15 protein-coding genes are annotated in these 11,819 nt (G+C 41.8%); 5 read left to right on the top strand and 10 right to left on the bottom strand.

Features of this window, described 5'->3' with window-relative positions; translation table 11 throughout:
- Positions 1-228: 228 nt before the first annotated feature.
- Both R7Z78_RS13500 and R7Z78_RS13495 read left to right on the top strand, forming a co-directional pair.
- On the top strand, positions 229-576 hold the full coding sequence (locus R7Z78_RS13500; protein WP_169644253.1) for a 5-carboxymethyl-2-hydroxymuconate Delta-isomerase: 348 nt from the start codon (positions 229-231) through the stop codon (positions 574-576).
- Positions 577-737: 161 nt separating this feature from the next.
- Positions 738-1,160: a DUF805 domain-containing protein gene (locus tag R7Z78_RS13495; RefSeq protein ID WP_169644251.1), complete on the top strand. Its 423-nt coding sequence runs from the start codon at positions 738-740 to the stop codon at positions 1,158-1,160.
- Positions 1,161-1,216: 56 nt separating this feature from the next.
- On the opposite strand, the gene R7Z78_RS13490 is transcribed toward R7Z78_RS13495, so the two are convergent.
- From R7Z78_RS13490 to glpX, 3 genes are all read right to left on the bottom strand, one after another.
- Entirely contained in the window at positions 1,217-1,567 is a 351-nt protein-coding gene (locus tag R7Z78_RS13490) for a DUF3135 domain-containing protein (RefSeq protein WP_104975797.1), read from the bottom strand.
- Between the two features lie 160 nt (positions 1,568-1,727).
- On the bottom strand, positions 1,728-2,348 hold the full coding sequence (locus tag R7Z78_RS13485; RefSeq protein WP_140362769.1) for a helix-turn-helix transcriptional regulator: 621 nt from the start codon (positions 2,346-2,348) through the stop codon (positions 1,728-1,730).
- Between the two features lie 215 nt (positions 2,349-2,563).
- The gene (gene glpX / locus R7Z78_RS13480; protein ID WP_169644249.1) at positions 2,564-3,571 is read right to left on the bottom strand and encodes a class II fructose-bisphosphatase; all 1,008 of its coding nucleotides are present in this window, start codon (positions 3,569-3,571) and stop codon (positions 2,564-2,566) included.
- 348 nt (positions 3,572-3,919) lie between these two features.
- On the opposite strand from glpX, the gene zapB reads away from it, so the two are divergent.
- Positions 3,920-4,162 (top strand): cell division protein ZapB, encoded by a 243-nt coding sequence (gene zapB, locus R7Z78_RS13475; protein WP_005379536.1) that lies wholly within the window; start codon positions 3,920-3,922, stop codon positions 4,160-4,162.
- A gap of 135 nt (positions 4,163-4,297) precedes the next feature.
- Here zapB and rraA read toward each other — a convergent pair whose 3' ends face one another.
- The 3 genes from rraA to R7Z78_RS13460 all read right to left on the bottom strand — a co-directional run bounded on the left by rraA (position 4,298) and on the right by R7Z78_RS13460 (position 6,730).
- Positions 4,298-4,804 carry a ribonuclease E activity regulator RraA gene (gene rraA, locus R7Z78_RS13470; RefSeq protein ID WP_005379537.1) on the bottom strand — a complete coding sequence of 169 codons (507 nt, stop codon included), beginning with the start codon at positions 4,802-4,804 and terminating at the stop codon, positions 4,298-4,300.
- A 76-nt stretch (positions 4,805-4,880) separates the two neighbouring features.
- Complete coding sequence (locus R7Z78_RS13465) at positions 4,881-5,798, bottom strand: 1,4-dihydroxy-2-naphthoate polyprenyltransferase (protein ID WP_169644247.1); 918 nt, start codon at positions 5,796-5,798, stop codon at positions 4,881-4,883.
- A 128-nt stretch (positions 5,799-5,926) separates the two neighbouring features.
- The gene (locus R7Z78_RS13460; protein WP_169644245.1) at positions 5,927-6,730 is read right to left on the bottom strand and encodes a hypothetical protein; all 804 of its coding nucleotides are present in this window, start codon (positions 6,728-6,730) and stop codon (positions 5,927-5,929) included.
- Positions 6,731-7,146: 416 nt separating this feature from the next.
- On the opposite strand from R7Z78_RS13460, the gene R7Z78_RS13455 reads away from it, so the two are divergent.
- Entirely contained in the window at positions 7,147-7,803 is a 657-nt protein-coding gene (locus R7Z78_RS13455) for an inovirus Gp2 family protein (protein WP_169644243.1), read from the top strand.
- Between the two features lie 375 nt (positions 7,804-8,178).
- Here R7Z78_RS13455 and R7Z78_RS13450 read toward each other — a convergent pair whose 3' ends face one another.
- The 4 genes from R7Z78_RS13450 to radC form a co-directional block, all read right to left on the bottom strand.
- Complete coding sequence (locus R7Z78_RS13450; RefSeq protein WP_169644240.1) at positions 8,179-9,339, bottom strand: hypothetical protein; 1,161 nt, start codon at positions 9,337-9,339, stop codon at positions 8,179-8,181.
- Positions 9,336-10,160, bottom strand: a complete 825-nt coding sequence (locus R7Z78_RS13445) for a helix-turn-helix transcriptional regulator (protein ID WP_169644356.1) — start codon at positions 10,158-10,160, stop codon at positions 9,336-9,338. Before R7Z78_RS13445 ends, R7Z78_RS13450 begins: the two co-directional genes overlap by 4 nt.
- Positions 10,161-10,274: 114 nt before the next feature.
- Entirely contained in the window at positions 10,275-10,706 is a 432-nt protein-coding gene (locus R7Z78_RS13440) for a DUF2787 family protein (RefSeq protein WP_017633432.1), read from the bottom strand.
- Positions 10,703-11,176, bottom strand: a complete 474-nt coding sequence (gene radC / locus R7Z78_RS13435) for a RadC family protein (RefSeq protein WP_064353570.1) — start codon at positions 11,174-11,176, stop codon at positions 10,703-10,705. The genes R7Z78_RS13440 and radC overlap by 4 nt, the downstream gene beginning before the upstream one ends.
- A gap of 403 nt (positions 11,177-11,579) precedes the next feature.
- Between radC and R7Z78_RS13430 the strand changes: the two genes are divergently transcribed.
- A complete protein-coding gene (locus R7Z78_RS13430) occupies positions 11,580-11,804 on the top strand; it encodes a hypothetical protein (RefSeq protein ID WP_064353571.1) in 225 nt (74 codons plus the stop codon).
- Positions 11,805-11,819: the final 15 nt, after the last annotated feature.

The raw sequence follows: 11,819 nt of genomic DNA, 5'->3' as shown, positions 1-11,819 counted from the left end.
TAAAAAATCTACGTAGGAATATAACAGAATAATGTGAACAGATCATGATTGGCGTCATGTCTTGTCCGGCTTTCTTCACTGATTCGACCAAGCATCGATCCTGTTATTTTTGTTAAAAGCAATCGATTGGTGATCGCGTAGACAGAATGATAGTTCATTCCTCGGAAATTGCTGGCTAGATTGGTATTACTACGCACTGAATTTATTATGTTGTAGAAAGGAATCAAAATGCCAAACTTAGTTTTAGAGTATTCGAACTCAGTGGAAGAGCGAGTCAATGTACAAGGTTTGCTGGAAGACTTACATAAAGCTGCGTTAGATAGTGGCCTTTTTGAACTCGCGTCTGTGAAATCTAGAACGCTCCGGTGCCACAATTGGTTAATAGGGGAGGAGGGAGATAGCCTCGACTTTATCCATATCAGCTTTGATTTGTTATCTGGCCGCTCCCAAGAACAAAAGCGAGAACTGTCACGAGCCTTGATGGCGACACTTCAAGAGCAAGCCAGTCACGTACACAGTTTAACGGTCAATATCCGAGACATGGATATAGATAGCTTCCAAAAGGTAGTGAACTAGGTTGCGCTGAATTGCCCGAGAATAGCGAGGGGTTATTGTTACGAATTCTCAGCCTGGCTCTGCTTGTTATAAGGACGTTGTGGGCACCCAAGTTATCGGTGTCCTTTCCAAACTATATCGACTCGGCTAATCTATAACCTTTCTACTTTGGGGTAAATTTGATGTCGACTAAAGAGTTACTGTTTTCTTTTCAAGGACGTATAGACCGTAAAACCTACTGGATTTGGAACGTAATTTACTATGTGTCCATTCTAGGCTTTGGTGCCGGTATCAGCCAACTGCTTCCTACTCTCTCTTATGTGCTTCTTCCTATTTTCTTGGTGGTTCTGTTGATCCCTGATTTGACGATCACCGCCAAGCGTTGGCACGACCGCAACAAATCGATCTATTGGCTAGCACTGAATATTCCGTTGATTATAGGACGAATTGCCACGCCAATGACTAACCCTGCCGCGCAAGAGCCGTCTACCCCACAGATGTTCGTCGCTTCCATTTCTCTGATTTGTGGTTTATGGATTCTAATTGAATGTGGTTTCTTAAAGGGGACATCAGGACCAAACCAATATGGCCCTGAGCCGGAGTAAGTATAGCTCTATGTTCTTTGAATAAGGCTCTAGGATTCTAGAGTCTTATTCCTCTCTTAGTAAAAATCATCCCTATCTTTAAACGCGTTTAAGCTAACCACATCCGCTTTTTGTGTCGGTGCCGCTTCCCCTTCTAGCGCTGCTTTGAACTTTACGACCTGTTTTCGCAACTCGTTCATCAATACCACATTGGTGTGATGAGGGTTTTTACACGTGCTGATGACTCTATCAATGTGGCTTTGTTGAGCCCGCAATCTTTCTTTCATATCTTCTGATGCGCTTTCGATCATCTCTTTCGCCATCTCATGACGAAATTGCTCAAAAGCTTCTGGGTCTCGCTCTGCCATTCGAACCATTTCATCGAATGGAGGAAGCGTTTGGGGTGGGATATGACGTAGAGTAGACATCGATGCTCTCCAAATCCTTATAGAAATTGCCTTTAGTTACTAAAAGCCTATACCACTAGAAAGAGGAGAGAGGATGAATTCTTCAGCTGTCTCACTTATAAGAGAAGCTTTCAGGCGTTAGATTGAATAAGTGCGGCATATCGATGTTTGGTTGTGGTGGTTACTGCTGTTGTTGGATGCGGTAAACGCAGCGTCTTTGGCCGCTAATGATGTGCTCGGTACGCTCTACTTTGGTGTCATGTCCAAGTAAAGACTGAAAGACACTTAATTCTGATTGGCACAAGCTTGGGCAGCGAGTTGCGGCTTTACAAATCGGACAGTGATTTTCGATCAAGATAAATCCGTTCTCATCTTTCTCGAGCTCTGCCATATAGCCTTCTTGCTCTCTTAATGTGACGAGTGTTTCTAGTTTGCTTTGCAGAGAGTCGCATTGCTTAAGATGCTGACGATAACTTTGTAACGTGAGTTTTTCCCTTTCTGATGTGACTTTTTCCAGTCCATCTTTGCCAAAGATATGTTCGACAGCTTCTATAAACTGAATGGTCAACTCACCGTGACGGTCAGCAAATTGCTCATGACCTTTTTGAGTGAGAGACCAATGACGAGCAGGGCGGCCAACTTTTACTTTTACGTCATGGATAGAAAGAATGCCATCATCTTCTAAACCTTGCAGGTGCTGACGAGCCCCCATGGTTGTCATACCTAGCTCAGAGGAGAGTTGTTTTGCAGTGACGGAACCATCACGCTTAACGATTTGCAATATCCTATCTACGGTCTTCATATACCCACCATTTATACGTCAGTAGATATTATGCGCGATAGGGTTAGTAAAGAAAAGTGTTGACTTAATTTGAGTGTGGCTTTGTAGGTGCTATCTTTATGCGAACCAATATATACACTCTGAACAGTGAGAAACGAGTGTGATTCAGAATCTATTGCCCGGTTGTGCGGAAAGAAAGGCTCAAGCTCAGACTGAGCGAGAGCCTCGAGAAATGCTTAAAGAATAATATCGCGTACTTCTGGATCTTTACGATCTAAGTAGTGAGTCGATTTGATGCGGCGAATAGTTCGGCATCGACCGCGCACGAGCAGCGTTTCTGTGGTTGCAATATTGCCTTGACGAGAGATACCTTCCAGCAAGTCACCTTTAGTGATGCCTGTAGCTGAAAATACCACATTGTCGCTACGAGCCATGTCTTCCATTTTAAGGACAACATTCGCTTTTACGCCCATTTCATCGCAGCGTTTTAGTTCATCTGCGCCGTAAATGCGGTTTTCTTCACTATCGCCTTTTACTTCGTGACGAGGAAGTAAGCGACCGTGCATGTCACCGTCTAGCGCTCGAATTACTGCTGCTGATACAACCCCTTCTGGCGCACCGCCAATACAGTACATCAGGTCCACTTCACTGTCTGGTATACAAGTCAGAATAGAGGCAGCCACGTCACCATCAGGCACCGCAAAGACACGCACGCCCATTGCTTGCATTTCTGCAATAACGTTATCGTGGCGAGGTTTCGCAAGGGTAATAACGACTAGGGTATCAAGTGGCTTGTTCAGGGCTTTTGCTACGTTCTCTAGGTTTTCTTTTAACGGTTTTTCTAAGTCAATTACGCCTTTTGCACCAGGACCAACAACCAGTTTTTCCATGTACATATCTGGCGCTTTAAGAAAGCTGCCTTTCTCACCTGCGGCAAGTACGGCTAGTGCGTTCGATTGTCCCATTGCTGTCATACGCGTTCCTTCAATCGGGTCGACTGCAATATCTACTTCATCACCACCAATACCCACTTGCTCACCAATGTACAGCATTGGCGCATCATCGATTTCACCCTCACCAATGACAATTTCACCACTGATATCTGTTTTGTTCAGTAGCGTGCGCATAACTTCAACAGCTGCGCCATCGGCTGCGTTTTTATCGCCACGGCCAAGCCATTTGTAACCAGCCAGGGCTGCACCTTCAGTCACACGGGAAAATGCCATTGCTAAATCGCGTTTCATGATGTCTCCAAGTAAGCAAGAGGGAAGAAGAATTTGCGCGGCGATTCTATCACAAGGTCGAGTAAACGTTTGCCTTTTTGCGAGGCTTTTACTTTATCTAACTTGAATTTGATCAATACTTAGGGCGATTTTCAGCGTAGCGAGACGCAAAATCCTTGCTCAAAAATGCTTCGGCGACAAGAAAAGTCAGCGTTTAGTGAGATTGCGCTGATTTTTTGACCGAATGATGCAAAATATCGAATATAGTGAGTGTTTCTCATCGCGACGCTGAGTAGAATGAACCTTATATAGGTTAGGTGTGCATCAATCTCGCACATCGTCCCAACGGAATAACATAGGTAGGCCAAGATGTCTTTTGAAGTACTAGAACAACTAGAATCTAAAATTCAAACTGCAGTTGACACAATCACTCTTCTTCAGATGGAAGTCGAAGAGCTGAAAGAAGATAAAGCTAAACTTGCGGAAGAAGCGAACGAGCTTCGCTCTCAACGTGAAGAGCTAGAGCAAAAAGCACAACAAGCACAGCAAGAGCACGCACAATGGCAAGAGCGCATTCGTGCACTACTTGGCAAAATGGACGAAGTGGAATAATTCGGCTTCTTCATTCCAAATTAAAAACACCCGCGTTAAGCGGGTGTTTGTGTTTTAGGGAAGTAGAAAATGTTAAGACAAGGCTAGGTGCTAATAGCTAAGAGAAAACCCTATAACTTAGACACCTAAGACTCGCTATGCTTCTTCATCCAGCTCTAAATCAATATTCAATGGTTCAGGCGATAGGATAATTCCGGTGCTATCGGCATAAATATAATCTTCAGGTAAGAAGCTGACGCCGCCAAAGTTGACTGGTACATCTAATTCGCCAATACCCTGGCTGGTCGCTCCAACAGGAATAGAGGCGAGGGCTTGAATGCCTAAGTTCATATCTTCAAGTTCATCTACTTCACGAACACAGCCGTAAACGACAATGCCTTCCCACTCGTTTTCTTCCGCAATGGTTGCGATTTCTGCATCGATAAGGGCTTTACGTAGGGAACCGCCACCGTCAATTAACAAAACGCGACCAAGTCCATCTTGCTCTAATGTCTCGCGGATCAACGAATTATCTTCAAAACACTTGATGGTGGTGATTTGCCCGGCAAATGAAGCGCGACCGCCAAAGTTACTGAACATTGGTTCAACCACATCTACCTGATCGAGGTAGATATCACAGAGTGCTGAGGTATTGTATTCCATAGCGTACCTTTCTAAACAGAAATTGGTTGTCTTTGAGTATATCTAGGCATTAAGTCAATGCAATGACAATCCTTTTTTAACTTACTAGAGTTTGAGCTACCACAATTGTTGCAAACAAAACGTTGGTGACTAGAGAGCATTTCACGATGACTGGCATCATTGGTGCTATTTGAGCAGGCTTTTGTGTATGCCAAACCGCTTTACCATGATCGGCCACGAAATAAATACTAAGTAAGAATGGCAAGCTAATCCAAACGGGTTTGTCTTGAATTAACAAGTAAGCCGCAAAGGCAAGGATAGCTCCGCCAAGTAAAATAAAGTGGTACTGTTTGGCTTTACGTTGACCTAAGCGTACCGCCACCGTGCGTTTACCACACTCTCGGTCGTTCTCTATATCACGCATATTGTTGATATTGAGGACTGCAACGGCGAGTAAACCGCAGCCTAAAGCAGGTAAGAATAGCGTGGTGTCTACGTGACCAGTATGCAAGAAGTAGGTACCGGATACGCCGAGTAAACCAAAAAACAAGAATACTGATATATCGCCAAGCCCCACGTAACCGTATGGTTTGCTACCCATGGTATAAGCAATGGCGGCGAGAATGGCCAAAATTCCCAGCCCGATAAAAGTAACAATGCTTTCCAGTGAACTTAGTGAATAGAAAACTAACACCAAGCCTGAGATTGCGGTCAGAACGATGTTAAAGATAATCGCGTGTTTCATCTGTTTCGCACTTACCGCGCCAGACTGCATCGCTCGTAATGGACCGAGGCGTTTGTCGTTATCTGTACCTTGAACGGCATCGCCATAGTCGTTTGCCAGGTTGGACAGAATTTGCAGCAATGTCGCGGTTACGAAAGCCATGATGGCAATTGTCAGTGAAAAATGACCTGCCGAGTAGGCGAGTACGCTACCAGTTAAGATAGAGACCAATGCCAGAGGTAATGTTTTTGGACGAGCGGCTTCAAGCCAGATCTGTAGAGATTGTTTCATGGAAATTTCGTGCTAGTAACCAATGTGCCCAGTATAGACATAAATTTTTATGTACACTATTAACTTAAATCAAATAGGAGACGATTAAGTAAACTAATATGAGTATTAAAAGCAATACAGCGAGATTCCTATAGCCTTAAGTATTCATTATTTATGAGTGATTCTATAACTTTATTTCTTTTCATGTTTTTTGAAATTGATATAGCTTTAAGTTTTTCATTGCTGCTTTCAGATAAGTTTATACAATATTGCTTTTTAGATTGAACTTTATCTCTAAACTTCTTTTGATCCCATGCCTTTTTTATCCTTTTAATAGTGATTTCTCTTTTGTTCTCTTCAATTGCATCAAAAAAAGCGATAATGAAATCTTTCAGGTCTTGCGTTGAGTTTTTATTATTCCAAATGTATTTAATAACCAAAGGCTCATGTTTAAGTATGTAGCTCCATGCCCACTTTATTTTTTCTTCATCATCTTTCAACCATGAAATGATCTCAGTTTTATCAAGTGATAAATACCACTTTCTTACAATACCCCTCTCTAGTTCAATATGGCTATGTTTGCTTCTATTTACCTTTCTTATATATGATATTACCCAGTCTACTCTTTCTTTAAAACTGCTTCCATTTGGATTTAATGATAGTTTTCCTGATAGTTTTTTTTGAATATAAAACCATGAAAAATTACAAAATCTTTCATTTTTTCGTATTTCATTTTTTATGTATAAAATTGAATTGTATTTTTCTTCTATTTTCCCGACAATCCTTTTGCAATCTTCAAATGAATATGATTTAAGAGCAGCATTTATTATACTTTCATTTTCTTTAATACTTAATGATTCTTCCCATACTGCTCTAATACCATGTGTTGATAGCTGGTTAGTATAGAACTTTCCCATGTTTTCATCTTTAATCATTACATCGTAATCTTCCATAATTAAACCCTCTTAAATAGTAATTTTTATCAGCCAGTATCTTACATTTACTACAATGTAGTTTCAATCTGCTCAACCTTTATCTTTCAAAACTACAATGTAGTTTTTTCAGTGATGTAAGTTAAAAGTTGATTGTCACTAATCATTCATGGTTGTAGCTAACTTCAGAGTCGCTCTTTCGCATGTGTTGTACAGGGGGCTTAGAATTAACGCTTACTAGATATGTTGGTATGGTTAATATACATACATAAATACATACATACATAATTAAATATATAGTTAACCGTACACACTAACTTAACTAAGTACTCATATCCTACACAGTCTACCTTAGTAGAATTGATATGCTCTCCTTAAATACCATGTATTAAATAACACAGTAATTCATATCTTTGGATGAATACCAAAGAGAATGAATGATGACTTATACTTACAAAGGTTTAGAGGTTCTTTATCCGGTCGATCAACTCAATACACACTATCTAGATCGTATTATATTAACCATGTCTAAAGTATTAAAAGACTATAAGAGAGTTCATGCGTTAAGACTGGATCTGAGACTTCCTGTTTCTGACAGTGAAAAAGACATACTTTTCAGAGATGAGATTTTGAACAATACATTTAATCAAAAAAATATCATTAAACGATTCTTTGAATCCTTGAAGGCAAAAATAAAAGCGCAAGAAAAAAGAATGAAAGCGAGTGGTAAAAGGGTATATCCATGTCACCTACGGTATGTTTGGTGTAGGGAAAGGAATAAAACTACAAATGACCACTATCACCTTGTCCTGTTTTTTAATAAAGATAGGTATTGGAGTAGCGGTTATAGAGATAATGAAGAAAGTTTAGCAAGACTCATTATGGATGCATGGAATAGCGCACTTGGAGAGTGTGTTGATAATGCAGATAGGTTGGTTCAACTTGTTTATAAAGGTACGCATTATTTAGAACAAAATAAATACGACTTCGAGAACAAATACCAGGCCCTCTTTACAAGACTCAGTTACTTTGCCAAAAATAGAACGAAGCATTATGGTGAAGGAAAACGTTGCTTTGGAACTAGTCAGGGATGATAGCTAATATTAATCTGCTCATCTGTTTAGTATTTCGAAACGTGATTGCTCTATAGATTGATTATAAGTGTAGAGATAACTGGAGAAGCATATGGTCTCTTAGGTTCAACTTGCCATTCGGGGTATGCTAAATAAGCACGCAGCATTCGGTGGTACGGTCATGCACTGTTGGTAGATTGGCCTCGATAACATCAGTAGTGTTAATGGTATCCGTTCTCAGGCCCCTACGTCTGTGTCAGTGTAAATGCCGTCTCACGTACTTAGTTATTCATGTATTATTTCTGAGTACGCTTCGTTGTGCTCTATAATGACATTGGGAGTCTGACAAAAAAATAGGAAGCTAGGCCTCCTATTTTTTCGATCTGCTGAAGATTACTATTTGGTTAGAGTTACACATGCCTTCCATGGAAAGTTAGCAGGTGCAGGCTTTACTGTATTAACCGTAACGCAGTCTTCGATAGTTGCATCAATGTTTACGTCAGTTAGACGGTACCAAATGCTAACACCACTATCAGTGTATTCAATCGATGCGATTTCGCCGTGTTTGAATTCACCAATGACTTCGAATGTCATAGGACGACCTTGGTAGTCGATAGCACTAACGCCGGCAGGTACTTCTTGACCGATAGACTCTTCAGTTGCAGCAATTGATACACCTGAAGTATAAGCAAATACAGGCAAGTCTTTGTTAGGTAGCACGCCGTCACCATCGATGTCGATAAAGTAATCTACGTGTGGAATATCAAAGTCTAGACCGTTGTCTGCGTAGTACTTCTGAGTGTTCTCGTAAGCTGCTGTTTTGTACAGTGCTAGGCTGTACTTGGTCAGAGCTTGTTTCATTTCTTCAAACTGAACGGAGTTAGGCTCTAACAATACCTGACCAATTTTCTCGATTTGTTGCTCTAACGTGAGTCCGTTTTCGGTTGCCATAGTTAAAGTACTTGCAGAGATCACGAGTAGCACAGTGCTGGTATCGCCAGCGTTAGAAAGGTTGACGTTATAGAAGTTAATGCCATCTGCCCATTGCTCAGGATCATAACTGTAAAGGCTTAGCAGCTCAGCGGTCGCCTCATGCACCGCCTCCTCAAAGGTCTGTCCGGCTTGTACCTTTGCCATGATACTTGCTTTCATGGCCGCTGTAGCAACATTGAAGTTCACTTGTGTCGTTGCGTTCATATCGACAAAAGCGCTCATGCGCATCTGCTCATCACTTTTTCCTGTCAGCTCATTAAAGTAATTCCCCTGTGCAACGAGCTCGACATAAGGCGTATTGAATCGCTCATTCATGTTGTAATTACCTTCATAGTCCTCTATTTGAGTGGTGTAAGAGATGTCGGTCTTTTCTAAGTCTTGGTTAAGTTCATAGGCGGTGACGACTGAACCAGGTTGTAGAGGACCTTTCTGTACTGCACCACCAAATTGATATGATTGCCCTGAGTCGTTATTGTCACGCCCGCCAGAAGAGCCGCCACATCCGATTAAGGCGAAAGGAATAGTAAAGAGAGCGATGGTAAGTAGGGGTTTAGATAGGTTCATTCTATTTCTCCATAATAAGTTTTAGAGGGTGCTATTTTGTTTAATTCAAGATGAAAGTCAGCGATATCAAACAGCTCTTTAACTTCAGACGAGAGCAGAGTCGCATCTGTTTGAAGCTCAAAGCGAAAGCTCGACATCGTGGCCTCCTGGATGTTGCAAAGAGGTAAGGTGTTCAACTTGGTGTGCGTGTGTGTACGCCAAACCAGATAAGGGCTGCCGTGATGGAGTACGAGACTTATTGGTTGAACGTTAGTTAGGCGTAGAGTGCCGTCTCCTTTGTTTATCTTTAATGAGATAAGACGTTGTTGAAGTGTCGCTAGACATACAATCTGAAAAATTTGGATATCGACTTGAGCGTGTTTACTCAATGGGGTTGGGGCTGTGATAGGAACTTTGGATGACCAATGATTTTGAATGTTATTGATGTCTTCAGGAGTTATGTTCGAAAGGAGGTCATCTAAGAGTGGAGCAAGGCTGCTAGGCAGATGATGCTTGGTTGACTCGATGAGCCAATAGATCAATACCGCTTCGTGAGCCGTCGTGCTCATCTTCAGAGTTTCGGTTTTTTGGTAACCAAAGGGTTTGTCTCTATCATCCACCATTACATTGGGAAACATGGCACAGATAGCGGACAGATTACGTTGGATAGTACGCAAGGAGCGCTCTAAACCAAGCGGGGAAAGTTGAGCTTGAATTTGCCTGGCGGTGACTTTCTTATTGTAAGGAATAAGGTTGTAAATCGCCAAGATAAGCTCAAGGTGATACTGAGTTTGGTTAGGTGGCGTCATGGTCAGTTCAACAAGGTTCGTTTTGTTGGGTATGACAATATCAAAAAGGCGCGACAAAGCTTGTCGTATCAATGCCTTAAGCAAAAATGATACGACGAAATTTGTCACACCTACGTCATGAAGTGTCGTGATTAAGGGGGCAGAGGCTTACTTTCCAACGATGGATAAATCGATTTCGTCAAAATCCATGCTTGAAAGATGCCGAGCGAACGTTTTCATCCATACCTGAAGAAGGTCGATTACTTCTGGATGTTCAAGGTTTACCGCCCCTGTATCGGGCTGATAACACCATCCCTTGGCAAGATGAAAGTACAGTTCAGGCTGAACGTTGAGCGCGCTCTCAAATGGGTAAGAAAAGCTGATAAAGAAGACAATCTGCCAGGGCTCTGAATTTGCAGTGCGTTGGAACTGCACTTCAACAGGGTGAATGCCTCGGCCATGGCGGTAGTAGCTTAATTGGCGGCAAGTCAAGAGCAACTGTTTGGCATTGTCAGGTAAAGAGTACCCCTTCAATAGCTTCTCCAACTGCTGACGCAATTGTGGCGCTAAAGAAACACCACCATAAATAGTGTTGATCATATCCACCCCTTTTCTGCAAACGAGACACTACTTTCTCCCACAACGATATGGTCAAGCACCCTTACATCCACTAACGCTAAAGCGTCGATAAGCTTGCGTGTGATACGCCTATCCGCTTGAGATGGGGAAGGGTCACCAGAAGGGTGGTTATGCGCCAGAATGACTGCCGCTGCATTCACTTCCAAGACGCTTTTGACGACCTCGCGCGGATAAACGCTGGCGGAGTCAATGGTGCCTTTAAAGAGTGATTTAAACTCGATGACACGGTGCTGGTTATCAAGTAGTAGCAGAGCGAAAACCTCGTGCTCCGCGCTGGCTAGTTTGAATCGAACATACTCTTTGGTTGCTTCAGGGTTACAAAGGGCATTACCTCGAACGTAGCGGTTAGCTAGGATTTCAGCAGCATGCTCTAGGATTTCATTTTCTTGGTGTTTCTTTTGTTTATGGTAGTGAAGGTTATCGGTCGGCATAGGTCCTCCAAGAGTGAAACGATAGGAACTTCACTAAGAGGACATATATCTGAAAATAATTGATTCCAAGGGAAGTTGGAAAGAATTCTAAATGTTTAACAACTAAGTAAGTTTTCAGAGAACATTTAATTTTGAGCTTAGACTATTTAGTTCTGGCTATGTTGAAATTGCTGTTACCTACTTTGACTTAGGAGACTGTTCAATAATGGAGAGATAAAAGTTGTGAAGTGAACGATAGAATTAAGTTCACCTAATAAGAGTACGGATGTTGGAAATTTATAAATATATATCATTTGATGCATACGGTGCTCTTGTTAGATAACGAGACGTTGCAAAGTTTGTTTTTCCATAAAAAGGGTTGCCGACGGCAACCCTTTTTCTACTTATTAATAATGGAGTTTTTATGTCTTTGTATCAAACGCTTGGTAGGGCTATTACTGGAACAGCGAGTGTTGCAGGTGTGATCGCTTCTGCGCCAGTATTTGGTCCGAAAGGAACTATTACATCTAGTGGTGTTGTTGTGTCTGTTTTGGTTGGAACATCAGCAGCATTGCTTGACCAAACAGTGCAATCCACATCTTTGCAAGACCTTACTGTCAAACCTAACGAGCATTGTGACGAACTATAAGCTACAAAATCTTAG

Origin of the sequence: Vibrio sp. 1167 (genome assembly GCF_033340375.1) — a bacterium.
GTDB lineage: Bacteria > Pseudomonadota > Gammaproteobacteria > Enterobacterales > Vibrionaceae > Vibrio > Vibrio alginolyticus.
Note: the sequence above shows the minus strand (reverse complement) of the source record. Positions and strands in the feature narration are given on the sequence as shown.

What these genes read in the sequence shown, in the direction of transcription:
- R7Z78_RS13500 (WP_169644253.1), top strand. Translation starts at nt 229, where the DNA reads ATGCCAAACTTAGTTTTAGAGTATTCGAACTCAGTGGAAGAGCGAGTC.
- R7Z78_RS13495 (WP_169644251.1), top strand. Translation starts at nt 738, where the DNA reads ATGTCGACTAAAGAGTTACTGTTTTCTTTTCAAGGACGTATAGACCGT.
- R7Z78_RS13490 (WP_104975797.1), bottom strand. Translation starts at nt 1,567, where the DNA reads ATGTCTACTCTACGTCATATCCCACCCCAAACGCTTCCTCCATTCGAT.
- R7Z78_RS13485 (WP_140362769.1), bottom strand. Translation starts at nt 2,348, where the DNA reads ATGAAGACCGTAGATAGGATATTGCAAATCGTTAAGCGTGATGGTTCC.
- glpX (WP_169644249.1), bottom strand. Translation starts at nt 3,571, where the DNA reads ATGAAACGCGATTTAGCAATGGCATTTTCCCGTGTGACTGAAGGTGCA.
- zapB (WP_005379536.1), top strand. Translation starts at nt 3,920, where the DNA reads ATGTCTTTTGAAGTACTAGAACAACTAGAATCTAAAATTCAAACTGCA.
- rraA (WP_005379537.1), bottom strand. Translation starts at nt 4,804, where the DNA reads ATGGAATACAATACCTCAGCACTCTGTGATATCTACCTCGATCAGGTA.
- R7Z78_RS13465 (WP_169644247.1), bottom strand. Translation starts at nt 5,798, where the DNA reads ATGAAACAATCTCTACAGATCTGGCTTGAAGCCGCTCGTCCAAAAACA.
- R7Z78_RS13460 (WP_169644245.1), bottom strand. Translation starts at nt 6,730, where the DNA reads ATGGAAGATTACGATGTAATGATTAAAGATGAAAACATGGGAAAGTTC.
- R7Z78_RS13455 (WP_169644243.1), top strand. Translation starts at nt 7,147, where the DNA reads ATGATGACTTATACTTACAAAGGTTTAGAGGTTCTTTATCCGGTCGAT.
- R7Z78_RS13450 (WP_169644240.1), bottom strand. Translation starts at nt 9,339, where the DNA reads ATGAACCTATCTAAACCCCTACTTACCATCGCTCTCTTTACTATTCCT.
- R7Z78_RS13440 (WP_017633432.1), bottom strand. Translation starts at nt 10,706, where the DNA reads ATGATCAACACTATTTATGGTGGTGTTTCTTTAGCGCCACAATTGCGT.
- radC (WP_064353570.1), bottom strand. Translation starts at nt 11,176, where the DNA reads ATGCCGACCGATAACCTTCACTACCATAAACAAAAGAAACACCAAGAA.
- R7Z78_RS13430 (WP_064353571.1), top strand. Translation starts at nt 11,580, where the DNA reads ATGTCTTTGTATCAAACGCTTGGTAGGGCTATTACTGGAACAGCGAGT.